The sequence below is a fragment of the Gammaproteobacteria bacterium genome (genome assembly GCA_034522055.1).
GTDB lineage: Bacteria > Pseudomonadota > Gammaproteobacteria > JAABTG01 > JAABTG01 > JAABTG01.
Genome location: JAXHLS010000002.1, coordinates 2,210,003 through 2,236,702, shown reverse-complemented (window position 1 = coordinate 2,236,702; position 26,700 = coordinate 2,210,003). Strand labels below are relative to the sequence as shown.

General features: G+C 63.4%; 36 protein-coding genes. 1 reads left to right on the top strand and 35 read right to left on the bottom strand.

All coding sequences use genetic code 11. The features are described from left to right. Positions 1-28 precede the first annotated feature (28 nt). Positions 29-1,465, top strand: a complete 1,437-nt coding sequence (gene gatB, locus U5S82_10950; GenBank protein ID MDZ7752158.1) for an Asp-tRNA(Asn)/Glu-tRNA(Gln) amidotransferase subunit GatB — start codon at positions 29-31, stop codon at positions 1,463-1,465. A gap of 91 nt (positions 1,466-1,556) precedes the next feature. Here gatB and U5S82_10945 read toward each other — a convergent pair whose 3' ends face one another. The 35 genes from U5S82_10945 to rpoC all read right to left on the bottom strand — a co-directional run bounded on the left by U5S82_10945 (position 1,557) and on the right by rpoC (position 26,690). Further along, positions 1,557-2,318, bottom strand: a complete 762-nt coding sequence (locus U5S82_10945; protein MDZ7752157.1) for an SAM-dependent chlorinase/fluorinase — start codon at positions 2,316-2,318, stop codon at positions 1,557-1,559. Positions 2,319-2,322: 4 nt separating this feature from the next. Further along, a complete protein-coding gene (locus U5S82_10940) occupies positions 2,323-3,978 on the bottom strand; it encodes an HDOD domain-containing protein (protein ID MDZ7752156.1) in 1,656 nt (551 codons plus the stop codon). Between the two features lie 171 nt (positions 3,979-4,149). Further along, positions 4,150-4,545 (bottom strand): 50S ribosomal protein L17, encoded by a 396-nt coding sequence (gene rplQ, locus U5S82_10935; protein MDZ7752155.1) that lies wholly within the window; start codon positions 4,543-4,545, stop codon positions 4,150-4,152. 44 nt (positions 4,546-4,589) lie between these two features. After that, complete coding sequence (rpoA, locus tag U5S82_10930) at positions 4,590-5,594, bottom strand: DNA-directed RNA polymerase subunit alpha (protein ID MDZ7752154.1); 1,005 nt, start codon at positions 5,592-5,594, stop codon at positions 4,590-4,592. 22 nt (positions 5,595-5,616) lie between these two features. Beyond that, positions 5,617-6,237 (bottom strand): 30S ribosomal protein S4, encoded by a 621-nt coding sequence (gene rpsD, locus U5S82_10925; protein ID MDZ7752153.1) that lies wholly within the window; start codon positions 6,235-6,237, stop codon positions 5,617-5,619. Positions 6,238-6,250: 13 nt separating this feature from the next. After that, a complete protein-coding gene (gene rpsK / locus U5S82_10920) occupies positions 6,251-6,643 on the bottom strand; it encodes a 30S ribosomal protein S11 (GenBank protein MDZ7752152.1) in 393 nt (130 codons plus the stop codon). 24 nt (positions 6,644-6,667) lie between these two features. Then, entirely contained in the window at positions 6,668-7,024 is a 357-nt protein-coding gene (gene rpsM / locus U5S82_10915; GenBank protein ID MDZ7752151.1) for a 30S ribosomal protein S13, read from the bottom strand. Between the two features lie 95 nt (positions 7,025-7,119). Beyond that, the gene (rpmJ, locus tag U5S82_10910) at positions 7,120-7,233 is read right to left on the bottom strand and encodes a 50S ribosomal protein L36 (GenBank protein MDZ7752150.1); all 114 of its coding nucleotides are present in this window, start codon (positions 7,231-7,233) and stop codon (positions 7,120-7,122) included. A gap of 37 nt (positions 7,234-7,270) precedes the next feature. Next, the gene (secY, locus tag U5S82_10905) at positions 7,271-8,599 is read right to left on the bottom strand and encodes a preprotein translocase subunit SecY (protein ID MDZ7752149.1); all 1,329 of its coding nucleotides are present in this window, start codon (positions 8,597-8,599) and stop codon (positions 7,271-7,273) included. 22 nt (positions 8,600-8,621) lie between these two features. Further along, positions 8,622-9,053 (bottom strand): 50S ribosomal protein L15, encoded by a 432-nt coding sequence (rplO, locus tag U5S82_10900; protein MDZ7752148.1) that lies wholly within the window; start codon positions 9,051-9,053, stop codon positions 8,622-8,624. Position 9,054: 1 nt separating this feature from the next. Continuing rightward, entirely contained in the window at positions 9,055-9,255 is a 201-nt protein-coding gene (gene rpmD, locus U5S82_10895; protein MDZ7752147.1) for a 50S ribosomal protein L30, read from the bottom strand. 2 nt (positions 9,256-9,257) lie between these two features. After that, the gene (rpsE, locus tag U5S82_10890; GenBank protein MDZ7752146.1) at positions 9,258-9,761 is read right to left on the bottom strand and encodes a 30S ribosomal protein S5; all 504 of its coding nucleotides are present in this window, start codon (positions 9,759-9,761) and stop codon (positions 9,258-9,260) included. A 12-nt stretch (positions 9,762-9,773) separates the two neighbouring features. After that, the gene (rplR, locus tag U5S82_10885) at positions 9,774-10,130 is read right to left on the bottom strand and encodes a 50S ribosomal protein L18 (protein MDZ7752145.1); all 357 of its coding nucleotides are present in this window, start codon (positions 10,128-10,130) and stop codon (positions 9,774-9,776) included. A gap of 18 nt (positions 10,131-10,148) precedes the next feature. Beyond that, positions 10,149-10,682: a 50S ribosomal protein L6 gene (gene rplF / locus U5S82_10880; GenBank protein ID MDZ7752144.1), complete on the bottom strand. Its 534-nt coding sequence runs from the start codon at positions 10,680-10,682 to the stop codon at positions 10,149-10,151. Positions 10,683-10,693: 11 nt separating this feature from the next. Further along, the gene (gene rpsH / locus U5S82_10875; GenBank protein MDZ7752143.1) at positions 10,694-11,092 is read right to left on the bottom strand and encodes a 30S ribosomal protein S8; all 399 of its coding nucleotides are present in this window, start codon (positions 11,090-11,092) and stop codon (positions 10,694-10,696) included. A gap of 71 nt (positions 11,093-11,163) precedes the next feature. After that, positions 11,164-11,469 carry a 30S ribosomal protein S14 gene (gene rpsN, locus U5S82_10870; GenBank protein ID MDZ7752142.1) on the bottom strand — a complete coding sequence of 102 codons (306 nt, stop codon included), beginning with the start codon at positions 11,467-11,469 and terminating at the stop codon, positions 11,164-11,166. A gap of 17 nt (positions 11,470-11,486) precedes the next feature. Beyond that, on the bottom strand, positions 11,487-12,038 hold the full coding sequence (gene rplE / locus U5S82_10865; protein MDZ7752141.1) for a 50S ribosomal protein L5: 552 nt from the start codon (positions 12,036-12,038) through the stop codon (positions 11,487-11,489). Between the two features lie 11 nt (positions 12,039-12,049). Then, the gene (gene rplX, locus U5S82_10860; protein ID MDZ7752140.1) at positions 12,050-12,367 is read right to left on the bottom strand and encodes a 50S ribosomal protein L24; all 318 of its coding nucleotides are present in this window, start codon (positions 12,365-12,367) and stop codon (positions 12,050-12,052) included. Between the two features lie 24 nt (positions 12,368-12,391). After that, entirely contained in the window at positions 12,392-12,760 is a 369-nt protein-coding gene (rplN, locus tag U5S82_10855) for a 50S ribosomal protein L14 (protein ID MDZ7752139.1), read from the bottom strand. Positions 12,761-12,803: 43 nt separating this feature from the next. After that, complete coding sequence (rpsQ, locus tag U5S82_10850) at positions 12,804-13,067, bottom strand: 30S ribosomal protein S17 (GenBank protein MDZ7752138.1); 264 nt, start codon at positions 13,065-13,067, stop codon at positions 12,804-12,806. Then, entirely contained in the window at positions 13,064-13,270 is a 207-nt protein-coding gene (gene rpmC / locus U5S82_10845) for a 50S ribosomal protein L29 (protein MDZ7752137.1), read from the bottom strand. The genes rpsQ and rpmC overlap by 4 nt, the downstream gene beginning before the upstream one ends. Then, positions 13,270-13,683, bottom strand: a complete 414-nt coding sequence (rplP, locus tag U5S82_10840; protein MDZ7752136.1) for a 50S ribosomal protein L16 — start codon at positions 13,681-13,683, stop codon at positions 13,270-13,272. The genes rpmC and rplP overlap by 1 nt, the downstream gene beginning before the upstream one ends. A gap of 16 nt (positions 13,684-13,699) precedes the next feature. Beyond that, entirely contained in the window at positions 13,700-14,389 is a 690-nt protein-coding gene (gene rpsC, locus U5S82_10835; protein ID MDZ7752135.1) for a 30S ribosomal protein S3, read from the bottom strand. 12 nt (positions 14,390-14,401) lie between these two features. Then, positions 14,402-14,737, bottom strand: coding sequence for a 50S ribosomal protein L22 (rplV, locus tag U5S82_10830; GenBank protein MDZ7752134.1), 336 nt, complete (start codon positions 14,735-14,737; stop codon positions 14,402-14,404). 14 nt (positions 14,738-14,751) lie between these two features. Next, a complete protein-coding gene (gene rpsS / locus U5S82_10825) occupies positions 14,752-15,027 on the bottom strand; it encodes a 30S ribosomal protein S19 (protein ID MDZ7752133.1) in 276 nt (91 codons plus the stop codon). Positions 15,028-15,048: 21 nt separating this feature from the next. After that, complete coding sequence (rplB, locus tag U5S82_10820; protein MDZ7752132.1) at positions 15,049-15,879, bottom strand: 50S ribosomal protein L2; 831 nt, start codon at positions 15,877-15,879, stop codon at positions 15,049-15,051. Between the two features lie 21 nt (positions 15,880-15,900). Next, on the bottom strand, positions 15,901-16,197 hold the full coding sequence (gene rplW / locus U5S82_10815; GenBank protein MDZ7752131.1) for a 50S ribosomal protein L23: 297 nt from the start codon (positions 16,195-16,197) through the stop codon (positions 15,901-15,903). 2 nt (positions 16,198-16,199) lie between these two features. Beyond that, the gene (gene rplD, locus U5S82_10810; protein MDZ7752130.1) at positions 16,200-16,817 is read right to left on the bottom strand and encodes a 50S ribosomal protein L4; all 618 of its coding nucleotides are present in this window, start codon (positions 16,815-16,817) and stop codon (positions 16,200-16,202) included. Positions 16,818-16,840: 23 nt separating this feature from the next. Next, positions 16,841-17,479, bottom strand: a complete 639-nt coding sequence (gene rplC / locus U5S82_10805) for a 50S ribosomal protein L3 (GenBank protein ID MDZ7752129.1) — start codon at positions 17,477-17,479, stop codon at positions 16,841-16,843. Between the two features lie 36 nt (positions 17,480-17,515). Next, positions 17,516-17,833, bottom strand: a complete 318-nt coding sequence (gene rpsJ / locus U5S82_10800) for a 30S ribosomal protein S10 (protein MDZ7752128.1) — start codon at positions 17,831-17,833, stop codon at positions 17,516-17,518. 46 nt (positions 17,834-17,879) lie between these two features. Beyond that, positions 17,880-19,070: an elongation factor Tu gene (gene tuf / locus U5S82_10795; GenBank protein ID MDZ7752127.1), complete on the bottom strand. Its 1,191-nt coding sequence runs from the start codon at positions 19,068-19,070 to the stop codon at positions 17,880-17,882. 30 nt (positions 19,071-19,100) lie between these two features. Further along, the gene (gene fusA, locus U5S82_10790) at positions 19,101-21,197 is read right to left on the bottom strand and encodes an elongation factor G (protein ID MDZ7752126.1); all 2,097 of its coding nucleotides are present in this window, start codon (positions 21,195-21,197) and stop codon (positions 19,101-19,103) included. A 44-nt stretch (positions 21,198-21,241) separates the two neighbouring features. Further along, positions 21,242-21,712 (bottom strand): 30S ribosomal protein S7, encoded by a 471-nt coding sequence (gene rpsG, locus U5S82_10785; protein MDZ7752125.1) that lies wholly within the window; start codon positions 21,710-21,712, stop codon positions 21,242-21,244. 25 nt (positions 21,713-21,737) lie between these two features. Next, positions 21,738-22,112 carry a 30S ribosomal protein S12 gene (gene rpsL / locus U5S82_10780; protein MDZ7752124.1) on the bottom strand — a complete coding sequence of 125 codons (375 nt, stop codon included), beginning with the start codon at positions 22,110-22,112 and terminating at the stop codon, positions 21,738-21,740. Between the two features lie 351 nt (positions 22,113-22,463). Continuing rightward, positions 22,464-26,690 carry a DNA-directed RNA polymerase subunit beta' gene (gene rpoC, locus U5S82_10775; GenBank protein ID MDZ7752123.1) on the bottom strand — a complete coding sequence of 1,409 codons (4,227 nt, stop codon included), beginning with the start codon at positions 26,688-26,690 and terminating at the stop codon, positions 22,464-22,466. Between the last annotated feature and the right edge of the window lie 10 nt (positions 26,691-26,700).

The window sequence follows — 26,700 nt, the reverse complement described above, 5'->3', positions numbered from 1 at the left end:
GTCACCCCAACCCGGAGCAGACTGAGAAATGGAGTGGGAACCGGTCATCGGACTCGAGATCCATGCGCAGCTCAAGACCCGCAGCAAGATCTTCTCGGGGGCGTCCACCGCCTTCGGTGCCGCGCCCAACACCCAGGCCTCGGCCGTCGATCTGGGCCTGCCGGGGGTGCTGCCCGTACTGAATGCCGAGGCCGTGCGCATGGCCACCATGCTGGGTCTCGCCATCGGCGCCGAGGTGGCGGGACGGTCGGTGTTCGCGCGCAAGAACTACTTCTATCCCGACCTGCCCAAGGGTTACCAGATCAGCCAGTACGAGCTGCCCATCGTGGCCCGCGGCCACCTGAACATCACCCTGGAGGATGGCACCACCAAGCGGGTGGGGGTGACACGGGCCCACCTGGAGGAGGATGCCGGCAAGAGCCTCCACGAAGACTTCCACGGCATGACGGGCATCGACCTCAACCGCGCCGGCACACCGTTGCTGGAGATCGTCTCGGAGCCCGACCTGCGCTCCGCCGGCGAGGCCGTGGCCTACATGAAACGAATCCACGCCCTGGTGCGTTACCTCGGGATCTGCGACGGCAACATGCAGGAGGGCTCCTTCCGCTGCGACGCCAACGTCTCGGTGCGTCCCCGGGGCCGGGAGGCCTTCGGCACCCGCGCGGAGATCAAGAACCTCAACTCCTTCCGCTTCATCGAGCGCGCCATCAACCACGAGATAGAACGCCAGATCGACATCATCGAGGGCGGCGGCACCGTGATCCAGGAGACCCGGCTCTACGACCCCGACCAGGACGAGACCCGCTCCATGCGTACCAAGGAGGAGGCCAACGACTACCGGTACTTTCCCGACCCCGACCTGCTGCCGGTGGAGATCGATCAAGTCTTCATCGAAGAGGTGCGGGCCACCCTCCCCGAGCTGCCGGATGCCAAGGCGGCACGCTTCCGTTCCGCCTATGCCCTGTCGGCCGCAGAGGCTGGGGTCCTCACCGGCAGCCGCGAACTCGCAGATTACTACGAGGCCGCCGTGGAGCACTCGGAGGGCCAGGCGAAGCTGTGCGCCAACTGGGTGACCGGCGAACTGGCGGCGGCCCTCAACCGATCGGATCGGGAAATCGACGACTGCCCCGTGCGCCCCCAGGCGCTCGGCGGCCTGGTGACGCGCATCAATGACGGCACCATCTCGGGCAAGATCGCCAAACAGGTGTTCGAGGCCATGTGGGCGGGCGAAGGCGACGCCGACACCATCATCGAGTCCCGGGGCCTGCGCCAGGTGACCGACAGCGGCGCCATCGAGGGCATGGTGGACGAGGTGATCGCCGCCAATCCGGAGCAGGTGGAACAGTTCCGCGCCGGTCGCGACAAGGTACTGGGCTTCTTCGTGGGCCAAGTGATGAAGGCCTCCAAGGGCAAGGCCAACCCCCAACAGGTCAACGAACTGCTAAGGAAGAAGCTCGCAGGCTAGTGCTTTTCACTATTCACTATTCACTATTCACCATTCACCACTCACCATTCCCTTTTCCCCTTTTCCCTTTTCCCCATTCCCCAGCAAACCATCACCCCCCCACCACCCTCACCGCATCGCCCGGCGCGAGCCCCAGCTCCGCCGCCGCGCTGCCACCGTTGACAGCAAGCTCCACCAGGCCGCTGGAGTTGCCATACCAGAAGGGGCTGCCCGCGGGCACCTCGCCGAAGGTGCGGGCCCGGGTGAGTTCCCGGCCACCCGCCCCGATGCGGGCCGAGGGTGGCACTCCCGCCGCCCGCAGGCCGGTCATGAGGTTGCCGTAGCCGTCCGCGTAGACCACCGCCGGCCAGTCTCCCGGCCAGTCTGTGAGTTCATGGTCCTGCCATGGCAGGGGGGTGGTCGCGACGCTCTGCGCTGCGGCAAGACGCGCCGCCACCGGGGCGAAGAGGTCACGGCCGTGAAAGCTGTCCGACAGGGCCGGCGGGCGCCACTCGATGAGGGCCCGTTCGGCCTCGGGATGATGGCGGGCGATGACGTTGAAAAGGCCGTTGTCCGGCCCTACGAAGGCATGGCGTCCCGCCCGCACCACCACGGGCCGGCGCTGGGGAGTGCCCACCCCCGGGTCCACCACCGCCAGGAACACCGCGGGTTCCAGCTCCGCCGCCGCCAGGGCGGCCAGCAGGTAGGCCGCGGGCCGGGGACTGAAACGCGGCATGTCATTGATCAGGTCCACCACCGGCAGACCCGGGACGGTACGGACAAGAGCGATGTGCATCTGGCCGAGATAGGGGCCGCAGGGCCCGAAGTCGGTCACCATGAACACCGGGCGGGGCGACGGAACGGCACGGGTCACCGCATCACCCCCGGGGCTGGGCCATGCGCCGGGACGCCAGGTCATCGAGGTGGCGCACCAGGTAGCCGTGGGCCTTCTTGAAGTTGTTGAGATGGGCCGCGGTCAGCGAGGATTCCCCATCGGCATACAACAAGCCCAGGGGCCGCCCCTTGATGAACAGGGATGCCACCAGGAACTCGCCTGCCGGCGTGAGCGCCCTCAGGGGCTCCTTGATGGCACCCTGGAAGCGACGGCGCTTTGCCGCATCCACCCATAACACGGCGGGTTTCCGCATCACGAGGGCGAACAGGTTGCCATCACCCAACCCTATCGACAGGTGCCCTAGGGGCGAATCCTCGGCGAGGCCGGCGTGATGGCGCACCACTACCTCCCCTTTCTTGCGATCGACCACCAGGAATAGACAGCGCTCGAGACGAGTGGCCGTGACGATCTGATGCACCACCCTGGAGATCACATCGTTGGTGGTCTCCGGCGCGGCGGCGGCTGGCGATGACGTGGGCCGCGCGGGCCCGGAGGGCGGGGACGGAGTTGCCGCGGCGGGTGCCCCGGATAGTGGCGACTCGGGCGGTGGACGGGGCGCGGGCCGGGTGGGTGCTGCCGGGATGGGTTGTGCGGCGGCACGTGGGGCGACCCGCGGTTTCGCCGCCGTGGCTGCCCCTTCCGACCCCTTGGGATGCGGCGATGCGGGCTGCACGGGTGCGTGGTTCTCTGACCCGGGCCGGCTAGCGCGGGACGCTGAGGTGGCCGGTGCAAGACCCTGATGGTGCGCCGGCGCCGTGGCAGGAGGGGATGGACGCCACACGTGAGGGCGTGGATATAACTCAACGTAGCGGCCATCGTGGGCCCGCGGGTACCAGGCCAGGGCGTCGCGGGCACAATCCCGTGCGCAGATGAATACATCCTCCGCCAGGTGTTGGGGCGAACGGTCCCAGCGTGCACCCAGTTCCTCGAGCAATGCCGTGAGTCGCGCCTCGCCATCGGCCACCCCTATACAGGCAGCGACATCCACGGCACCGTGGACGAGGCCCGCCTTACCCACCATCACGGCCTCCCCCAACGACTCCTCGAGCAACAGCTGGGGCAGGTCCCAGTCCCGTGCCAGGGCCAGGCCGAGGTCGCGCTGGTGAAAACCCAGTACCTCCGCCTCCGTCCCATGCCACGGACGGCCCTTGCCCAGGCCCTCGTCCACCCGGCGTGCCGTGGCGGGAGCGAAGTAACGGATAAGGAGTTCCCCTAGTCTTTCGAACAGGGCACTGAAATAGAACTCGTCCGGCACCCGGAAACCCAGGGTCGTCGCCCACATCCCGGCGAGCCTGGCGGCAATGACGGCGCACCTGAGGGCCGCCATCAAGGCCTCCCGATCCTCCCCCGTCAGCTGGTCCTCGACGGTTTCGGCGCTGCGCCCAAGAGCGATGAAGCGCTCCTGTCCGATGATGACGGGGGCCTGCTCGAGACGGACGATGTGCGTACCCGCGCGCTCGTTGGCCAGTCTGAAGACCTCAGCAGAGAGGAAGACATCGCGGGCATAGAGGCGTGCCCATCGTTCGGTAGCGGTCCCGTCCGGGGTCTCGGCGGCCGCCGCCGTCACGCGCGCCAGGGGTGGCAGGCGGGTGCCGCGCAGCCGTTCACGCCAATGGTCTATGGTGTTGTCGTCGCTCACCCTGTCGGCCCGATTGATCCGCCCTCGCCTCCATTGCTTCGGCCCGCTTGGGGGCGGCGCCCCACCGGCCATAGCAACCATAACCTTTTGCGGCCGCATAACCGAAGCCTGAACGCAAAAAGGCCGGGCTCATGCCCGGCCTTTTTCGTCGATCCGCCCGTCCCGAATGAATCAATCGCGATCGGCGACTCCGCTATCCGATTCATCCATGGGCCTGTCAACCAGTTCCACCACGGCCATGGGGGCCGCATCACCCGAACGGAAACCGGCCTTGAGGATCCGCAGGTAACCACCCGGCCGGTCCTGGTAACGCGGTCCCAGTTCCTTGAACAGCTTACCCACCACCTCCTTGTCGCGCAGCCGGGAAAAGGCCGTGCGCCGATGGTGAACGCTATCTTCCTTGGCCAGGGTGATCAGCGGCTCGGCGACACGGCGTAATTCCTTCGCCTTGGGCAGGGTGGTGGTGATGAACTCATGGCGAAACAGGGATGCGCTCATGTTGCGATACATGGCATCGCGATGGGAACTGTTCCGGTTGAGCTGGCGTCCGCTCTTACGATGACGCATTGGGGTGATCCTCTAGATCAGTAAAGGGTGGGGGGGCTCGCGCTTCAGGCGCGTTCCTTGCCTTCGTCGTACAATCCGGGCGGCGGCCACGCCTCGAGGCGCATCCCCAGGGACAGTCCGCGTGAGGCCAGTACGTCCTTGATCTCCGTGAGGGACTTCTTGCCCAGATTGGGGGTCTTCAGCAGCTCCACTTCCGTGCGCTGGATGAGGTCGCCCACATAGTAAACGCCTTCCGCCTTGAGGCAGTTGGCCGATCGAACGGTGAGTTCGAGGTCGTCAACCGGACGCAACAGTATGGGGTCGATGGAGGGCTCCGCCAGGCGCGCCGGCTCGCCCTCGCCTTCCGCATCGAGATCCACGAACACCGCGAGCTGATCACGCAACACCGCCGCCGCCTCGCGAATGGCATGCTCCGCGTCCATGGTGCCGTCGGTCTCGATCTCGATGACCAGCTTATCCAGATCGGTGCGCTGCTCCACGCGCGCGCTCTCTACCTGGTAAGACACCCGCCTGACGGGGCTGAAGGAGGCGTCCAGCAGCAGCTTGCCGATGGGACGGTCGGACTCTTCTTCGTCCTCCCTCAGGGAGGCGGGCTGATAACCCCGTCCCCGTGCCACCTTCATGGTGAGGTTGAGTTCCCCCTTATCACCGAGGTGGGCGATGACATGGCCCGGATTGACGATCTCCACATCATGGTCCAACTGGATGTCCGCACCGGTGACGATACCGGGCCCCTTCTTGTTGATGGTGAGCAGGGCCTCGTCCCGGGCATGCATGGAAACCCCCAGCCCCTTCAGGTTGAGCAGGATCTCCGTCACGTCCTCCTGCACACCCTCGATGGTGGTGTACTCGTGCAGTACATCATTGATGTCCACTTCGACCACCGCGGAGCCCGGCATGGAGGAAAGCAGGACCCGGCGCAGGGCATTGCCGAGGGTATGGCCGAAGCCCCGGTCGAGGGGTTCGATGTTTATCTTCGCACTGTTGCCGCCGAGGGCTCGCACTTCCACGAGGCGCGGCTTCAACAGTTCAGTCAAATGGGATTGCATAAAGGCGACTCCGGGATACGGTTTACTTGGAGTACAACTCCACTACCAGCTGTTCGTTGACATCAGGCGGCAGATCACCGCGCTCGGGAACGGCCTTGAAAACCCCGCTCATCTCCTTCGTGTTAACGTCCACCCACTCCGGAAACCCGCGCTGCTCCGCGAGGTCCAGAGAGGCCTGGATACGCTGCTGGGTACGGGACTTCTCCCGCACGGCGATGATGTCCTCCGGCTTCACTTGATAGGAAGGGATATTGACGCACCGGCCGTTCACCAGGATGGCCTTGTGGCTCACCAGTTGTCGGGCCTCGGCGCGGGTGGTGCCGAAGCCCATGCGGTATACGGTATTGTCCAGCCGGCGTTCCAGGAGCTGGAATAGGACCTCGCCCGTCGAGCCCTTGCCACGCGCCGCCGCTTTGAAGTAGTTGCGGAACTGGCGTTCGAGCACGCCGTACATGCGGCGCATCTTCTGCTTCTCCCGCAACTGCACCGCATAGTCGGAAAGCCTGCCGCGACGCTGGCCATGCTGGCCCGGCGGCTGCTCGAGCTTGCACTTGCTGTCGAGGGCGCGCACACCGCTCTTGAGGGAAAGGTCGATACCCTCGCGGCGGGAAAGCTTGCATTTGGGTCCTAGATATCTAGCCATTTTCCCTTACCTCTCAGACGCGCCGCTTCTTGGGCGGCCGGCAACCGTTGTGCGGAATGGGGGTCACATCGGTAATGCTCGTGATACGATACCCGGCGGCGTTGAGGGCGCGTACCGCCGAGTCCCGCCCCGGCCCGGGTCCCTTCACCTGTACGTCGAGGTTCTTCAGACCGTACTCCTTGGCTGCCTGGGCCGCCCGATCCGACGCCACCTGCGCGGCGAACGGGGTACTCTTGCGCGACCCCCGGAAACCACTGCCACCCGCCGTCGCCCAGCACAGCGCATTGCCCTGGCGGTCACTGATGGTGATGATGGTATTGTTGAAGGAAGCGTGGATGTGGGCGATACCATCGACCACGGTCTTCTTGACCTTCTTCTTCGATTTGCTTGCAGTGGTTCTAGCCATGGATCAGTTACCGCTCTCTCGATACTATCGCTTGATGATACGACGGGGCCCCTTACGGGTCCTCGCATTGGTCCGGGTGCGCTGCCCACGCAGAGGCAGGCCCCGGCGATGCCGGATACCACGATAACTGCCAAGGTCCATCAATCGCTTGATGTTCATCGACACCTCGCGGCGCAGGTCGCCCTCGATGATGTACTTGCCCACCTCACTACGTACCCGGTCGAGGTCCTCCTCGGCAAGCTCACTGAGCTTGCGGTCGGGAACGATGGCCGTGGCCTCACAAATCTTGTGCGCAGTGGTCCTGCCGATGCCGTAGATGTAAGTCAGGGCAATGACCGTGTGCTTCTGTCCGGGGAGGTTGATTCCCGCGATTCGAGCCATATTCCTCTATCTCCAGAATGCGCGCATTTGCCGAGGTAAAGCGCGCCATAATATAAAAATTCGCGGCCTTTATCAATGGCCGATTTTTCCAGGGCTCAGCCCTGACGTTGCTTGTGACGCGCCTCGGTGCAGATCACCCGCACGGAACCGTTACGCTTGATGATCTTGCAGTTGCGGCAGATCTTCTTTACCGATGCTCTGACTTTCATGATTTCGCTCCAATACGTGCCGTGGACGGACCATCCGTCAGCGCACGACCCCACTCTTTCCAATACCCTTTAGATTCGCCTTCTTCATCAACCCGTCGTACTGATGGGACATGAGATGCGCCTGCACCTGGGACATGAAGTCCATGACCACAACCACCACGATCAACAGGGACGTCCCGCCGAAGTAGAAGGGCACGTTCCATTTGAGGATCATGAACTCCGGCAGCAGGCACACCAGCGTGATGTACAAGGCGCCGACCACGGTCAGTCGGGTCATGACGCCGTCGATGTAATGAGCCGTCTGCCGCCCGGGCCGGATGCCGGGAATGAACGCCCCGGACCGCTTGAGATTGTCCGCAGTCTCCTCCGGGTTGAACATCAACGCCGTATAGAAGAAACAGAAAAAGATGATGGCTACGGCGTACAGCAACACATACAGGGGTTGCCCCGGCGACAGGGTGGTGGCGACGTCCTTCAGCCAGCCCATGCTCTCTCCGGTGCCGAACCACCCCGCCATGGTGGCGGGGAACAGGATGATGCTGGAGGCGAAGATGGGGGGGATCACGCCCGCCATGTTCACCTTCAGGGGCAGGTGACTGCTGGTGCCGCCGTACATCTTGCGCCCCACCTGGCGCTTGGCGTAGTTGACGGTGATACGCCGTTGCCCCCGCTCCATGAACACTACGAAGGCGGTGACGGCCAGCACGATGACCATGAGCAGCAACACCAGGATCGTGTGCACCTCGCCGGTACGGGACAGCTCCAGAGTGCCCCCGATGGCCGAAGGCAGCCCCGCCACGATACCGGCGAAGATGATCATGGAGATGCCGTTACCGATACCGCGCTCGGTCACCTGCTCACCCAGCCACATGAGAAACATGGTACCGGTGACCAGGGTGACGGCCGCCGTGACCCGGAAGCCGATACCCGGCGCGATCACCACGCCGCCGCTGCCGGTCTGCTGGCTCTCCAGGGCGATGGCCACGCCGATGGCCTGGAAAGAGGCCAAGCCGACGGTGGCGTAGCGGGTGTATTGATTGATCTTGCGACGCCCCGATTCCCCCTCCTTCTTCAGCTGCTCCAGCTTGGGATGCACCGCCGTGAGGAGCTGCATGATGATGGATGCTGAAATGTACGGCATGATCCCGAGGGCGAACACCGAAAAACGCTCCAGCGCGCCACCCGAGAACATGTTGAACATATCGAGGATGGTGCCCCGCTGCTGGTCGAACAGGGCCTCGAGGGCGATGGGATCGATGCCCGGCACCGGAATGAACGTGCCGATGCGGAACACTACCAGTGCCCCCAACAGGAACAGCAGGCGCTGACGCAGCTCCTTGAGCTGACCCATATCCGGTTTTTGCATGCCTGCGGCCACGATATCTCGCTTATTCCTCGACGCGGCCGCCGGCGGCCTCGATGGCCTCACGGGCCCCCTTGGTGGCGCCCACGCCCTTGAGCACGATGGCCTTGTCGATGGTGCCGGAGAGCATCACCTTGGCCCGCTTCATACTACGGGTAATGACATTGGCCTTCTTGAGAGCGGCCAGGTCGATGGTGTCCACGTCCAGCCGGCCCAGTTCGCCGAGCCGCACCTCTGCGGTACTCCGGCCCATGCGGGACTGGAAGCCCACCTTCGGCAGGCGCCGCTGCAGCGCCATCTGGCCGCCCTCGAAACCGGGCTTCACCGTACCGCCTGAACGGGCCTTGAGGCCCTTGTGACCACGCCCGGCGGTCTTGCCCAGACCGGAGCCGATGCCACGACCCACGCGCTTGCGGGCCTTGGCCCGCCCACCCGGCGTCAAAGTGTTCAATCTCATGTCAGATCTCCTCCACGCGCAGCATATAGGCGATGGTGTTGATCATGCCGCGGTTGCTCGGCGTGTCCTCCACCGTCACCGTATGATGCATGCGCCGCAGTCCCAGACCACGGACACACGCCCGATGGTTCTTGAGACGCCCGTACATGCTGCGGGTCAACGTCACGGCCAGCCTGCCGTTGTTCTGAGTTTGCTCGATCATGGTCAGCTCGCGATCTCTTCCACCGACTTGCCGCGACGGGCGGCGATGCCAGCGGGTGATTCCATCCGGGTTAGGCCCTCGATGGTGGCCCTTACCACATTGATGGGGTTATTGGTGCCAATGCACTTGGCCAGGACATTGTGCACGCCGACCACATCGAACACAGCGCGCATGGCACCGCCGGCGATTATGCCGGTACCGTCGGAAGCGGGCTGCATGTAAACCTTGGCCGCGCCATGCTCACCCATGGTGGCGTACTGCAGGGTATTCTGCCTCAAGGCCACCGTCTTCATGTTCTTGCGTGCCGCCTCCATGGCCTTCTGGATGGCTATAGGCACCTCACGGGCCTTGCCCCGACCCATGCCGACCCGGCCGTTGCCGTCCCCCACCACGGTGAGGGCGGTAAAGCCGAACTGCCGGCCGCCCTTGACCACCTTGGCGACGCGGTTGACGCTGATCAGCTTCTCGATGAAGTCGTCGCTGGATTGTTTGTCGAAATTAGCCATAGGACCCGCCTCTTAAAACTCCAGACCGTTTTCACGCGCCGCATCCGCCAGCGCCTTGATACGACCATGATATTTGAAACCCGAGCGATCGAAGGCCACCCGGGTCACGCCCTTGGACCTGGCGCGCTCCGCAATGGCCCTGCCCACCAGGGCGGCCGCAGGAATATTGCCTCCGGAACCCACCTCTTTCGAGATATCGGTCTCTGTAGTGGCGGCGCTCGCGATGGTGAGGTCACCATCCGGAGATATGACCTGGGCGTAGATGTGCCTCGGCGTACGGTTGATACAAAGCCGGTGTGCCTGCAGGTTGCGCATCTGCGCCCTGACCTTCTTGGACCGGCGCATGCGGGCGACTTTCTTAGCGTGCATATCTAAAGTGTCCTCTGATTACTTCTTCTTGGCCTCTTTACGGACCACGTGCTCATCGGCGTAGCGCACACCCTTGCCCTTATAGGGCTCCGGTGGCCGATAGGCGCGTATCTCCGCGGCCACCTGGCCCACCTGCTGCTTGTCCGCGCCCTTGACCACGATGTCGGTCTGGCTCGGGGCCTCGATCTGTACCCCGTCGGGGATGGGGTAGTTGACGGGGTGAGAGAAGCCGAGGGCGAGGTTAAGGACATTACCCTGCACCTGAGCGCGATAACCCACACCCACGAGCTTGAGGCGTTTCTCGAAGCCGCTGGAGACACCCACCACGAGGTTGTTGATGACCGCACGCGAGGTGCCGGCGAGGGCAACGGCGTTCTCGTGGCCTTCGCGGGCGACGAAACTGATGACGTTGTCTTCCACCGTCATATCCACGGCCGCGTGGAGTCGGTGATTCAGGGTCCCTTTGCTTCCCTTGACCGTAACGTTGTCACCATCGCGGTGGAATTCCACCCCCGAAGGCAACGTTATGGGATAACTGGCAATGCGTGACATCTCAAGACTCCTCAGAATACCGTGCAGAGCACTTCGCCACCATGACCCGCGGCGCGCGCCTCGCGATCAGTCATTACACCTTTGGAGGTGGAGACGATCGCGACTCCCAGCCCACCCTTGACCTTGGGCAGGTTGGTCTTGGGTTCATAGACCCGCAGACTCGGACGGCTGACGCGGTGGATTTCCCGGATCGCGGGAGCACCCTCGTGATATCTGAGGGTCACCACCAGAGAGGGCTTGCCCGGATGTTCCTCCGTAACGCTGAAGTCGCCGATATAGCCTTCGCTCTTCAATACGCCGGCGATGGCCTTCTTCAGGCTGGAAGCCGGCATCGCGACCTTCAACTTGGCTCGTGACTGGCCGTTTCTGATACGGGTCAGCATATCGCTGACCGGGTCCTGCATGCTCACATTAATTTCCTCGTTGACAGATATCCGCCCCGCAGGGCCGATCATTCACCAACCCGCAAGGCGTGGTATGGCTACCAGCTCGCCTTGACCAGCCCGGGGACATCACCACGCATGGCGGCTTCCCGTAGCTTGTTGCGGGCCAACCCAAACTTCCGGTAATAGCCATGGGGCCTTCCCGTCAGACCGCACCGATTCCGTTGCCGGCTCGGGCTCGAATCACGGGGCAGCTTCTGCAGCTTGATCACCGCCTCGTACTTGTCCTCCAGGCTGCTCTCAGGATTCCTGATGAGGGCCTTCAGCGCCGCCCGCTTGGCGGCATACTTGCTCGCCAGTTGGGTGCGCTTCCTGTCTCGTACCACCATGGAAATCTTTGCCATGTCGCCAAACGCTCCGTTTACTCGCTTTTCTGCGTCTTGAATGGAAATTTGAATGCCGCCAGCAGCGCCCGACCCTCTTCGTCGTTGGGCGCACTGGTGGTAATCACGATGTCCATGCCCCGCAGGGTGTCGATCCGGTCGTACTCGATCTCGGGAAAAATAATCTGTTCCCGTACACCCATGCTGAAGTTGCCGCGGCCATCGAAAGACTTGGGCGACAGACCGCGGAAGTCCCTGATCCGGGGTATGGCGATATTGACCAGACGGTCGAGGAATTCGTACATACGCTCACGGCGCAACGTGACCTTGCAGCCAATGGGCCAGCCCTCGCGGATCTTGAAACCGGCCACGGACTTGCGGGCCAGGGTGACGACAGGCTTCTGGCCGGCGATGAGGGTCATGTCGTTGACGGCATGATCCATGATCTTCTTGTCGCCGACGGCCTCGCCCACCCCCATGTTGATGGTCACCTTCAGGATCCGCGGTACCTGCATGACATTGGCATACTTGAACTGTTCCATCAGTCCGGCTACCACCTGCTCCCTGTAATGTTCTAACAGCCTTACCATGACCACATACCTCAGACGTCGATTACTTCGTTGGTGGACTTGAAGAAACGCACCTTGCGGCCGTCTTCCAGGAACCGAAAGCCGACCCGGTCACCCTTCTGGGTTTGCGGATTCCAGAGCATCACATTGGACGCATCCACGGGCATCTCCTTCTCGATGATCCCGCCCGGCTGATTCTGGTTGGGATTGGCCCGGGTGTGGCGTTTGACCACATTGACGTTGTCCACGATCACCCGCTCCTCGGAAATCACCTTGGTGATGGTGCTCCGCTTACCCTTGTCCTTGCCCGTCGTGACGACCACGTCGTCACCCTTTCTTAACCTGCGCATTTTGCCGTTACCCTTTGAATCGTCTTAAAGCACTTCCGGCGCGAGGGAGATGATCTTCATGAACCGCTCGCCGCGCAATTCGCGCGTTACCGGACCGAAGATGCGGGTGCCGATGGGCTGCAACTGATTGTTAAGCAGCACGGCGGCGTTGCCGTCGAAGCGGATCAGCGAGCCATCGGGCCGGCGCACCCCCTTGCGCGTCCGTACCACCACGGCGTTGTAGACCTCGCCTTTCTTCACCTTGCCTCGGGGGATGGCTTCCTTGACGGTCACCTTTATGACATCGCCGATGCCTGCATAACGCCGATGCGAGCCCCCCAATACCTTGATGCACTGCACGCGGCGCGCCCCGCTGTTGTCCGCCGCAGCAAGCATTGTCTGCATCTGAATCATCGTATTTCTCCGTCACATCGGCGGCATGCCGCCTTTGTGGCTGTTATCTCGCCCGCTCCACGACGCCATGCAGTCGCCACGACTTGGTCTTCGACACCGGACGGCCTTCCCGGATGAGCACCGTATCGCCGGTATGGCTGTCGTTGTTCTCATCATGCACGTGGTACTTGGTGGAACGGCGAATGAATTTCTTGTACATGGGATGCTTGACCCGGCGTTCCACGAGCACCGTTCTGGTCTTGTCCATCTTGTCACTGATGACACGACCCGTAAGGGTTCGACTCACCTGGCTGTCGGAATCACTCATTTGCCGTCACCCGCTCCACGCTTCTTTTCGTTCATGATGGTCTGGATCCGCGCGATGTCGCGCCGCGTCTTCAACACCTGATCGGGGCGGGACAGCTGGCCGGCGCCTTTCTGCATACGCAGGTTGAACTGCTCCCGCAGGCGGGCGCTGAGCTCATCGCCGAGTTGATCCAGGGTCATTTCTCTCAAAGCATTCGCCTTCATCACAGCATCGTCCGGCTTATAAAGGTGGTTTCCACGGGCAGCTTGGCCGCCGCAAGACGGAAGGCCTCACGCGCCACGGTCTCCGATACACCTTCCATCTCATAGAGCATGCTACCGGGCTGCACCAGGGCGACCCAGTATTCGACGGCTCCCTTGCCCTTGCCCTGTCTGACCTCGAGGGGCTTCTTGGTGATGGGCTTGTCCGGGAAGACACGAATCCAGATCTTGCCACCACGCTTGATATGACGGGTCATGGCGCGCCGCGCCGCCTCGATCTGACGCGCCGTGATACGACCCCGTCCCTTTGCCTTCAGTCCGAACTCGCCGAAGCTCACCTGGCTGCCGCGAAAAGCGAGCCCCCGGTTACGCCCCTTATGTTGCTTTCTGAACTTGGTTCTCTTCGGTTGCAGCATGGTCTTCTACCTGTTCTTAGCCTGCCGCGGCTGATTTGTCGGCGCCCTTCTCTGCGCCGGCCGGATGGACGTCGAAGATCTCCCCTTTGAAGATCCAGACCTTGATACCGATGACGCCGTAGGTCGTCTTGGCCTCGGCGAAGCCGTAATCGATATCGGCGCGCAGGGTGTGCAAGGGCACACGACCTTCCCGGTACCATTCGGAGCGGGCGATCTCCGCGCCGTTCAAGCGTCCCGCGACATTGATCCGTATCCCCTGGGCACCCAACCGCATGGTGTTGCCCACCGCCCGCTTCATGGCGCGCCGAAACATGATGCGGCGCTCCAGTTGCTGGGCCACGCTCTCGGCCACCAGATTGGCGTCCAGTTCCGGCTTGCGGATCTCCTCGATGCCGAGGGTGAGGTTCTGCACCGGGATCTTGATCATCCGGCTCAGTTCCACCCGCAGGGCCTCGATGTCCTCACCTTTCTTACCGATGACGATGCCCGGGCGTGCCGTGTGAATGACGATCCGCACCTTGCCGCCGGTGCGGTCGATCTGCACCCGACTGACCGATGCACTGGCCAGCCGCTTGCGCAGATACTGGCGGACGTTCAGATCGGTATTGAGGTATTCGGCATACTCCCCCTTGTCGGCATACCAACGGGAGTTCCAATCCTTGACGATACCGAGACGAATACCTATTGGCGATACTTTCTGACCCATAGCGACTCTCTACTAAGCCTTGTCGGACACCGTCACGGAAATGTGACTGGTGCGTTTTAAGATCCGAGTGCCCCGCCCCTTGGCCCGGGCGCGCATGCGCTTGTGCGTGGGGCCCTCGTCCACACAAATGGTGGCCACCTTCAATTCATCCACGTCCGCGCCTTCATTGTGCTCGGCGTTGGCAATGGCGGATTCCAACACCTTGCGCACTATGGCGGCGGCCTTCTTGTTGCTGAAGGCCAGCATCTCCAGGGCCCTCTCGACCTGCAGACCCCGCACCTGGTCGGCCACCAACCGCCCCTTCTGGGCGGACAATCGAGCAAATTTCAATTTCGCTGCCGCTTCCATCATTCCATCTCCGCCTAGCGCTTGGCCTTGCGATCCGCCGCGTGCCCGCGGAAGGTGCGGGTAATGGCAAACTCGCCGAGTTTGTGACCCACCATGTTCTCCGTGATGAGAACCGGCACATGCTGTCTGCCGTTGTGGATGGCAATGGTCAGACCGACCATGTCAGGCAGCACCAGGGAGCGGCGCGACCAGGTCTTGATGGGTCGCTTGCTGTTGGTTTCCTGGGCCTCTTCCACCTTCTTAGCCAAGTGGTGGTCTACGAATGGGCCTTTCTTGATTGAACGTGGCACTTTATATGACCTCTTGCCGACTTAACGCTTGTTGCTGCGCCGACGGACAATGAATTTATCGGTACGCTTGTTCTTGCGCGTCTTGTGACCCTTGGTGGACACACCCCAGGGCGTCACCGGGTGACGGCCGCCGGATGTGCGGCCCTCGCCACCACCGTGGGGATGGTCGACCGGGTTCATGGCCACACCACGCACCGTGGGACGCACGCCCCGCCAGCGCTTCGCGCCGGCCTTGCCCAGCTTGCGCAAGGCGTGCTCGCTGTTACCCACCTCGCCTATGGTGGCGCGACATTCCGTGGGCACCCGTCGCATCTCTCCGGACCTGAGCCTGAGAGTCGCGTAGCCGCCCTCGCGGGCCAGTAACTGCACGCCGGCCCCGGCGGAACGGGCCATCTGGGCGCCTTTTCCGGGCTTGAGCTCGACGCAATGCACGACGGAGCCCACCGGGATATTGCGCAGGGGCAGGCAGTTTCCGGCCTTGATGGGGGCCTCCACTCCGGACATCACGGGCGCGCCCACCTCGGCGCCCCGCGGTGCGATGATGTAGCGACGCTCGCCATCCGCATAAAGCACCAACGCCAACCGGGCACTGCGGTTCGGATCATACTCCAGACGCTCGATTCGTCCGGCGATACCGTCCTTGTCGCGTTTGAAGTCGACTATGCGGTAGCGCTGCTTGTGGCCGCCGCCGACGTGACGCACCGTGATGCGGCCATGATTGTTGCGACCTCCGCCCCGGGTCTTCTTCGAGACGAGGGCGCCGTGAGGCTCTCCCTTATGGAGGGACGGATCCGCGACCTTGACGACGAACCGGCGTCCCGCAGAAGTTGGTTTGGCCTTTACGATGGGCATCTGGCTGTTCCTCTACTGCGCTTAGTCGCCGCCCAGGAAATCGATGTCCTGGCCGGCCTTGAGCTTGACGTATGCCTTCTTCCAGTCGGCGCGCCGACCGGAGATGCGGCTGAAAGACTTACGCTTGCCCTTCATATTGACGATCTGCACGCCTTCCACGTCCACCTTGAAGAGCTTCTCCACCGCGGCCTTGACCTCCGGCTTGGTGGCATCGGGCATGACCCGGAACACCACCTGGCCGTGGGCATCGGCGCAGCGCGTGCCCTTCTCCGACACATGGGGCGAGAGCAGAACCTTCATCAGACGTTGTTCTTGCAAGTTCATGCCACACGCTCCTCGAGCTTTTTCAGAGCCGCCGCGGTGACGAGCACCGTGTCGAAGGCCACCAGGCTGTAGGGGTCGACCGCCGCCGCCGCCCGCACGTCCACCTTGTGCAGGTTACGCGCCGCCAGTTGCAGGTTGTCGGCCTCGGCCGCCACCACCACCAGCACGTCACGCAGGCCGAGCCTGTCGAGTTGCGCCACCAGGGCCTTGGTCTTGGGCGCATCCAGGTCGAAGGACTCCACCACCACCAGGCGTTCCTGGCGCACCAACTCCGACAGGATCGAGCGCAGGGCGCCCCGATACATCTTGCGGTTGACCTTCTGGTCGTAGTTGCGCGGCTGGGCCGCGAAGGTCACACCACCGCCACGCCACAACGGACTGCGGATGGTACCGGCCCGCGCCCGTCCCGTGCCTTTCTGGCGCCAGGGCTTGGCCCCGCCACCGGCCACCGCGGCGCGATTCTTCTGGGCCTTGGTGCCCGAGCGGGCGCCGGCCAGATACGCCGTCACCACCTGATGGACCATCACGCCGTTGTAGGCGGCACCGAAGGCCGTATCGCTCACGCTCACGGTGCCGGCGCTTTCGCCGCTTGAATTCTTGACAGCCAGATCCATTAACCTAAACCTCTTGTTGTTACTCAGGCCTTGACCGCCGGACAAACCACGACGTCGCAGCCGGTGGCACCCGGTACGGCCCCCCTGATGAGAAGCAGATTGCGTTCCTCGTCGACCCGCACCACCTCGAGATTCTGGGTGGTGCGCTTCACGTTACCGAGCTGCCCCGCCATCTTCTTGCCCTTGAACACGCGCCCGGGAGACTGGTTCTGGCCGATGGATCCGGGCGCCCGGTGAGACAACGAATTGCCATGGGTGGCGTCCTGGGTACGGAAATGGTGGCGTTTCACCACGCCCGCGAAGCCCTTGCCCTTGCTGGTGCCGGAAACATCCACCTTCTGGCCGGCCTCGAAACGCGAGACCTTGATCTCCTGCCCGACCTCGAACTCGCCGCCGTCGTCGGCCTCGAGGCGGAATTCCCGCATTCCCCGCCCCGCCTCCACCCCGGCCTTGGCAAAATGACCGACGGCGGACTTGTTGACGCGGCTGGCACGGCGCGCACCCCAGGTGATCTGGAGGGCTCGATAACCATCGGTCTCCTCATCCTTCACCTGCGTGATGCGGTTGTTCTCCACCTCGATGACGGTGACAGGAATGGAAACACCGTCTTCCGTGAAGATGCGCGTCATTCCCGCTTTGCGACCGACTATTCCGACTGACATGGCTGCAACCCTTGAGCTGATTCGTATCGTTGGTTGTTAACTGAGCTTGATCTGAACGTCCACGCCGGCGGCGAGATCGAGTTTCATCAGCGCATCCACGGTCTTATCCGTCGGATCCACGATATCCAGCAACCGCTTGTGGGTACGGATCTCGTACTGATCCCGTGCGTCCTTGTTGACGTGGGGGGATACCAGCAAGGTGAACCGCTCCTTGCGGGTCGGCAACGGAATAGGCCCCCTCACCTGGGCGCCCGTACGCAGTGCCGTCTCAAGGATCTCCTGAGCAGACTGATCGATGAGGCGATGGTCGAACGCCTTCAAGCGGATGCGGATTTTCTGACTTGTCGCTGCCATGGTGTTCTAGCTCTGCTCTATGAGTGTGGGGCTACTGGATCGACTGTTATTCGAGGATCTTGGCGACGACGCCGGCGCCCACGGTACGGCCGCCCTCGCGAACCGCGAAACGCAGGCCATCTTCCATCGCAATCGGCGCAATCAGCGACACCGTCATCTTCACGTTGTCACCCGGCATCACCATCTCCACGCCCTCCGGCAGGTCCACCGAGCCCGTCACGTCCGTCGTCCGGAAGTAGAACTGCGGCCGGTAACCCCCGAAAAACGGCGTGTGGCGACCTCCCTCGTCCTTCGACAGCACGTAAACCTCCGCCTCGAACTTCGTGTGCGGCGTGATCGACCCCGGCTTCGCCAGCACCTGGCCACGCTCGACGTCGTCGCGCTTCGTACCACGAAGCAGCACACCCACGTTGTCTCCCGCCACGCCCTCGTCCAGCAGCTTGCGGAACATCTCGACACCCGTGCACGTCGTCTTCTTCGTGTCCTTGATGCCGACGATCTCCAACTCCTCGCCGACCTTCACCACGCCGCGCTCGACGCGGCCCGTCACCACCGTACCGCGGCCCGAGATCGAGAACACGTCCTCGATGGGCATCAGGAACGCCCCGTCCACCGCGCGCTCCGGCTCCGGGATGTAGTCGTCCAGCGCCTGCACCAGCTTGTCGATGGACGGCGTGCCGATCTCCGATGTGTCTCCTTCCAGCGCCTTGAGCGCCGAACCCGTCACGATGGGCGTGTCGTCTCCCGGAAAATCGTACTTGTCCAGCAGTTCCCGAACCTCCATCTCCACCAGTTCCAGGAGCTCCGCATCGTCCACCATGTCCGCCTTGTTCAGGTACACCACGATGTACGGCACCCCCACCTGGCGTGACAGCAGAATGTGCTCCCGCGTCTGCGGCATCGGGCCGTCTGCCGCGCTCACCACCAGGATGGCGCCGTCCATCTGCGCCGCACCCGTGATCATGTTCTTCACGTAGTCCGCGTGGCCCGGGCAGTCCACGTGCGCGTAGTGGCGCGCCTCCGACTCGTACTCCACGTGCGCCGTCGCGATGGTGATGCCCCGCTCCCGCTCTTCGGGCGCGTTGTCGATCTGGTCGTAGGCCCGCTGTTCGCCACCGAACTTGCCCGCCTGCACTACCGTGATCGCCGCCGTCAGCGTCGTCTTGCCGTGGTCCACGTGACCAATGGTCCCCACGTTGACGTGCGGCTTCTTTCTTTGGAACTTTTCCTTAGACACGGGTTACCACCTCACTCGTTATCTGACTGGTTACTGGTTCTTCTTGATGACGGCTTCGGCGATGTTCGCCGGCGCCTCACTGTACTTCGAGAACTCCATGGAATAGGTCGCTCGTCCCTGGGTAGCCGAGCGCAGATCCGTGGCATAGCCGAACATCTCCGCCAGCGGCACATCGGCTCGGATGACCTTGCCACTGGGCACATCGTCCATACCCTGGACGAGTCCGCGACGACGGTTCAGGTCGCCCATGACGTCACCCATATATTCCTCCGGCGTGACCACCTCGACCTTCATGATGGGCTCGAGGAGCGCGGGGCTGGCGTGCTTGGCGCCCTCCTTGAAGCACATGGAACCGGCGATCTTGAAGGCCATCTCCGAGGAGTCGACATCGTGGTAGGAGCCGTCGTAGAGGGTGACCTTGACATCCACCACCGGGTACCCGGCGATGACACCATTTTCCATCTGCTCCCGCACGCCCTTGTCCACCGCCGGGATGTACTCCCGGGGCACCACGCCACCGACGATACCGTTGACGAATTCATAGCCCGCACCGGGCTCGCGGGGCTCGAGACGCAGCCACACATGACCATACTGGCCACGGCCGCCGGACTGGCGCACGAACTTGCCTTCCTGCTCCACCGACTTGCGGATGCTCTCGCGATAGGCCACCTGGGGCGCACCCACATTGGCCTCCACCTTGAACTCCCGGCGCATGCGGTCGACGATGATGTCGAGGTGCAGCTCGCCCATGCCGGAGATGATGGTCTGGCCGGACTCCTCGTCGGTATTGACCCGGAACGAGGGGTCCTCCTGGGCCAGTTTCGACAGCGCCACGCCCATCTTCTCCTGGTCCGCCTTGGTCTTGGGCTCCACGGCCACCGCGATGACGGGCTCCGGGAACTCCATGCGCTCCAGGGTGATGATGCTGTTGGCGGCACACAGGGTCTCCCCCGTGGTGACGTCCTTGAGACCCACGGCGGCGGCGATATCCCCCGCACGCACCTCCTTGATCTCCTCTCGGGAGTTGGAATGCATCTGCAGGATGCGGCCCACCCGCTCCTTCTTGCCCTTGATGGGGTTGTAAACGGTGTCGCCCGATGACAGGACGCCGGAGTATACGCGGAAGAAGGTCAGGGTGCCGACGAAAGGATCGGTGGCGATCTTGAAGGCGAGCGCGGCGAACGGCTCCTCGTCGCTGGATTTCCGGCTCGCCACCGTGACCTCGTCGTCCAGGATCCCGGTGATGGGCGGCACATCCACCGGCGAGGGCATGATCTCCACCACCTTGTCCAGCATCGCCTGCACGCCCTTGTTCTTGAAGGCGGAGCCGCACAGGGCCGGCACGATCTCGAGTTCCAAAGTGCGCTTGCGCAATCCCGTGAGGATCTCCTCCTGGCTCAGTTCACCACCCTCGAGGTACTTCTCCATCAGTTCTTCGTTGGCCTCGGCGGCGGCCTCCACCATGGTCTCCCGCCACTGCTGGCAAGCCTCCAGCATCTCCGGGGCGATCTCCCGCTCCTCGAAGTTGGCGCCCATGTTCTCGGTGTCCCAGTAGATGGCCTTCATCTTGATGAGGTCCACCACCCCTTCGAAGCCCTCTTCGGCGCCGATGGGCAGTTGCAGGGGCACGGGGGTGGCCCCCAGGCGCTCCCTGAGCTGGCCCACCACGCGCAGGAAATCCGCGCCGGAGCGATCCATCTTGTTGACGAAGGCCATGCGCGGGACCTTGTACTTGTTGGCCTGGCGCCACACGGTCTCGGACTGGGGCTCGACACCGCCCACCGCGCACAGCACGAATACGGCCCCGTCCAGCACCCGCAGGGAGCGTTCCACCTCGATGGTGAAATCCACGTGTCCCGGAGTGTCGATGATGTTGACGCGATGCTCGGGATACTGCTTGGCCATGCCGCTCCAGAAACACGTGGTGGCGGCGGAGGTGATGGTGATGCCACGCTCCTGTTCCTGCTCCATCCAGTCCATGACGGCCGCACCGTCATGCACCTCACCCATCTTATGGGAGATACCGGTGTAGAACAGCACGCGCTCGGTGGTCGTCGTCTTACCGGCATCGATGTGAGCCATGATGCCGATATTGCGATAGCGCTCGATTGGGGTTTTGCGTGGCACGGTTCGTTATTCCTGTTTACTGCGTTCTATGGGGAGGCGCGACATCACCAACGGTAATGGGAGAAGGCCTTGTTGGCCTCGGCCATGCGGTGGATATCTTCGCGTTTCTTCATCGCCGCTCCCCGGCTCTCGGCCGCGTCCTGCAGTTCGCCTGCCAGGCGCAACCCCATGCTCTTCTCTCCGCGCTTGCGGGAGGCGTCCACCAGCCACCGCATGGCCAGTGCCATCTGGCGCGCCGAACGCACCTCCACCGGCACCTGGTAGGTGGCACCGCCGACGCGCCGTGACTTGACCTCCACCATGGGGCGCACGTTCTCCAGCGCCTTCTCGAAAATCTCCAGCGGTTCCTGGTTGCTACGCTCCGCCACCTTGGACAGGGCGCCGTAGACCACACGTTCCGCCAGCGATTTCTTACCGCTGAACATCACCATATTGATGAACTTGGCGACGGTCTTGTTCCCGTACTTGGGGTCGGGAAGTATCTCGCGCTTTTCAGCTTCTCTTCTTCTTGACATGATCGATTCGAACCGTTTTTGCCGGTTAGCCCTTGGGTCGTTTTGCGCCGTACTTGGAACGGCCCTGTTTGCGGTCCTTGACACCGGAGGTATCCAGGCTGCCGCGCACCGTGTGGTAACGCACACCCGGCAAGTCCTTGACGCGTCCGCCGCGAATAAGCACCACCGAGTGTTCCTGAAGGTTGTGGCCTTCGCCGCCGATGTAGGAAGACACCTCGTAGCCGTTGGTGAGGCGCACCCGGGCAACCTTGCGCAAGGCCGAGTTGGGCTTCTTGGGCGTCGTCGTGTAGACGCGGGTGCAGACACCTCGTTTCTGGGGCGACGCCTCCAACGCAGGGACGTTGCTCTTTTTGCTCCGGCGCTTACGCGGCTTGCGCACCAGCTGGTTGACTGTGGCCATTGAAGATGTGCTCCGACTAACAAAAAATGGCGAATAGCATACCGGCGACGTGTGCCAAGTGCCTGAACACGTCGCAAATTCGGTCTGTATCGGGAACCAAAACACGGTTGGCTACCAGAAAAAAACGGGGGCTGTTCGTCCCCAGGCCCCGGTACAACAAAGGCGCGAAAGTGTATGGTCACGGGGGCGTCATGTCAAGGGCCGTGATGCGCCCGCCCCCGTTATCATCCTCCCGGGGCCCTCCCGGACAACCGCAGTCTGCAGGCCCTTTTCAGCTCCTCGAGGCTCGTGCGGGCCCGCGGGGCGGTCCGGACCGGCACTGAACCCCTGCCCGCCCCATGAGGCGTCGCCTCACTCCTCGGCGGGCCCGGTTCCGCTCTCGGCCGCCTCGTCATCCTTCACCATCAGGCCCTCGAAGGCCTGCTCAGCGGCCTCCATATCCGCCGTGCCGTCCTCCAACGCCCGGCGCCGGCGCCGCTCCTCGTGATAGGCCATACCGGTACCGGCGGGAATGAGCCGGCCGACGATGACGTTCTCCTTGAGCCCGCGCAGGGGGTCCATACGGCCGCTGACGGAGGCCTCGGTGAGCACCCGGGTGGTCTCCTGGAAGGAGGCCGCCGAGATGAAGGAGTCGGTGGACAGGGACGCCTTGGTGATGCCGAGCAACTGGGGCTCCCAGCGCGCCGGGCGGCCGCCTTCGGCCTCCACCCGCTCGTTCTCCTCGAGTATACGCCCGCGGTCCATTTGCTCGCCCTTGAGCAACTGGGTGTCACCCGGATCGTAGACCTCCGCCCGGCGCAGCATCTGGCGCACGATGACCTCGATGTGCTTGTCGTTGATCTTCACGCCCTGCAGGCGGTAGACGTCCTGTACCTCGTTGGTGATATAGGAGGCTACGGCATCGACGCCCCGCAGGCGCAGGATGTCATGGGGCGACAGGGCGCCATCCACGATCATCTCGCCCTTCTCCACGTGCTCGCCCTCGAACACCGTGACCTGGCGCCACTTGGGTATGAGCATCTCCGTCTGCTCGCCATCCGCATCCGTGATGATGAGGCGCTGCTTGCCTTTGGTCTCCTTACCGAAGGACACCGTACCCGTGACCTCCGCCAGCACCGCGGACTCCTTGGGTTTGCGCGCCTCGAACAGGTCGGCGACGCGCGGCAGACCACCAGTGATGTCGCGAGTCTTCGAGGACTCCTGGGGCAGACGGGCAAGCACGTCGCCCACGCCCACGTCCTTGCCGTCGGTCACGGTGATGACCGCGCCGGCCGGCAGCGGATACTGGGCGGGGATGGTGGTACCGATGATGTTGAGGGGCTTGCCCCCCTCATCCACCAGCAGGATCTTGGGGGTCATGTCCTTGGCGGCCGAAGTACGCTCCTTGGGGTCCATCACCACCACGCTGGACAGGCCGGTGACCTCGTCCATCTCTTCCTTGACGGTCACCCCATCCACCACATCGGTGAACTTGATACGGCCCTCCACCTCGGTGATCACGGGATGAGTGTGGGGATCCCAGTTGGCCACGATCTGGCCCCCCTTCACCTGTTCATCCTCCTCCACCGTGATGGTGGCGCCGTAGGGCACCTTGTAACGCTCACGCTCGCGACCGTGGTCGTCGTGGATGGCCACCTCGCCGGAACGGGAGACGGCCACGTATTGACCACTACTGTTCTTCACCAGCTTGATGTTGTGGAGGCGCACGCTGCCCGGATTCTTCACTTCCACATTGGATACCGCGGCGGCCCGCGAGGCCGCGCCACCGATATGGAAGGTACGCATGGTGAGCTGGGTACCCGGCTCACCGATGGACTGGGCCGCGACGACACCCACGGCCTCGCCGCTGTCCACCAGGTGACCGCGCGCCAGGTCGCGGCCGTAACAGGCCGCACACACACCGTGACGGGTGTCGCAGGTGATGACCGAACGCACCCTCACCTCGTCGACGCCCTGCTCCTCGAGCCGCTCCACCAGACGCTCGTCCAGCAGGGTGCCCGCGGCCACCAGGGTCTCGTTGGTGCCCGGTTTCACCACGTCACTGGCCATGGTACGGCCGAGGACTCGTTCGGCGAGGGCCTCGACCACGTCACCGCCCTCGATAATGGAGGTGAGGGTGAGGCCTGCGCTGGTACCGCAATCGTCCTCGGTGATCACCATGTCCTGGGACACGTCCACGAGGCGGCGGGTCAGATAGCCCGAGTTGGCGGTCTTGAGGGCGGTGTCCGCCAAGCCCTTACGGGCGCCGTGGGTGGAGATGAAGTACTGGATGACATTCAACCCCTCACGAAAGTTGGCGGTGATGGGGGTCTCGATGATGGAGCCGTCGGGCTTGGCCATGAGGCCGCGCATGCCCGCCAGCTGCCGGATCTGGGCCGCCGAACCACGGGCGCCGGAATCGGCCATCATGAAGATGGAGTTGAAGGAGGGTTGCTCGGCCTCGTTGCCCTTGGCATCGATGACACGCTCGGTGCCGAGCCGCCCCATCATGGCCTTGGCCACCTGCTCGTTGGTGGTGGACCACACGTCCACCACCTTGTTGTAGCGCTCGCCGTTGGTCACCAGGCCGGAGGCGTACTGGTCCTCGATCTCCTTTACCGTGGCCTCCGCTTCCTCGAGGATGGCGCGTTTCTCCGGCGGCACCTCCATGTCGTCCACGCCGATGGAGGTACCCGAGCGGGTGGCATAGTGGAAGCCCGTGTACATGAGCCGGTCGGCGAACACCACGGTGTCCTTGAGGCCGACGATACGGTAGGCGGAATTGATGAGCCTGGAAATCGCCTTCTTGCCCATCACGTCGTTGATGATCTCGAAGGGCATGCCCTCCGGCAGGATCTCCGACAGCAGGGCCCGCCCGGCGGTGGTGTCCACGACCCGCGAACGCTCCTCGCGGTTGCCGTCGGGGTCGATGACCACATCGCGAATCCGCACCTTGATGCGGGCGTGGAGTTCCACCACCCCGGCGCTGTGGGCCCGCTCCACCTCATCCACATCCGCAAACACCATGCCGGTGCCCTTGGCATCGAGGCGCTCGCGGCTCATGTAGTAGATGCCCAGCACCACGTCCTGGCTGGGCACGATGATGGGCTCACCGTTGGCGGGCGACAGGATGTTGTTGGTGGACATCATAAGGGTCCGCGCCTCGAGCTGAGCCTCGAGAGACAGCGGCACATGGACCGCCATCTGGTCGCCGTCGAAGTCCGCGTTGAAGGCGGTGCAAACCAGCGGATGGAGCTGAATGGCACGGCCCTCGATGAGCACCGGCTCGAAAGCCTGGATACCGAGGCGGTGCAGGGTGGGGGCGCGGTTCAGCATCACGGGATGCTCGCGGATCACCTCCTCGAGAATATCCCAGACCTCCGGCCCCTCCCGCTCCACCATCTTCTTGGCCGCCTTGATGGTGGTGGCCATGCCGCGCAGCTCGAGCTTCGAGAAGATGAAGGGCTTGAACAGCTCCAGGGCCATCTTCTTGGGCAGACCACACTGGTGCAGCTTCAGGGTCGGCCCCACCACGATGACGGAACGCCCGGAGTAGTCCACGCGCTTGCCGAGGAGGTTCTGGCGGAAGCGTCCCTGCTTGCCCTTGATCATGTCGGCCAGAGACTTCAACGGGCGCTTGTTGGTACCGGTGATGGCGCGGCCGCGGCGGCCGTTGTCCAGCAGCGCATCCACGGACTCCTGCAGCATGCGCTTCTCGTTACGCACGATGATGTCGGGCGCATTGAGGTCGAGCAAGCGCTTGAGGCGGTTGTTGCGGTTGATGACCCGCCGATAGAGGTCATTCAGGTCGGAAGTGGCGAAACGCCCGCCATCCAGGGGCACCAGGGGACGCAGCTCCGGCGGCAGCACCGGCAGCACCGTCAGCACCATCCACTCCGGCTTGTTGTCGGAGGCCAGCAGGGCCTCGATGAGCTTGAGACGCTTGGAGATCTTCTTCAGCTTGGTCTCGGAATTGGTGGCCCCCATCTCCTCGCGCAGCTTGACCGCCTCGGACTTGAGGTCGAGGGTGCGCAGCAACTCGTAGACGGCCTCGGCACCCATGCGGGCATCGAACTCGTCACCATGCTGCTCGATGGCGTCCAGATAACCCTCGTCGGACAGCAGCTGGCCGCGCTCCAGGGGCGTCATGCCGGGGTCCACCACCACGAAGGCCTCGAAGTAGAGCACCCGTTCGATCTCCCGCAGGGCCATATCCAGCAGCAGGCCCATGCGCGAGGGCAGGGACTTGAGAAACCAGATATGGGCCACCGGGCTGGCCAGCTCGATGTGCCCCATGCGCTCGCGCCGCACCTTGGCCAGGGTCACTTCGACCCCGCACTTCTCGCAGATCACGCCACGATGCTTGAGGCGTTTGTATTTGCCGCACAGGCACTCGTAGTCCTTCACCGGGCCGAAGATCTTGGCACAGAACAGGCCATCCCGCTCGGGCTTGAAGGTCCGGTAATTGATGGTCTCCGGTTTTTTCACCTCGCCATAGGACCAGGAGCGGATCTTCTCGGGTGATGCCAGACCGATGCGGATGGCGTCGAACTCCTCCACCTGGGTCTGCTGCTTCAACATGTTCAACAGGTCTTTCACGTCGTCTCTC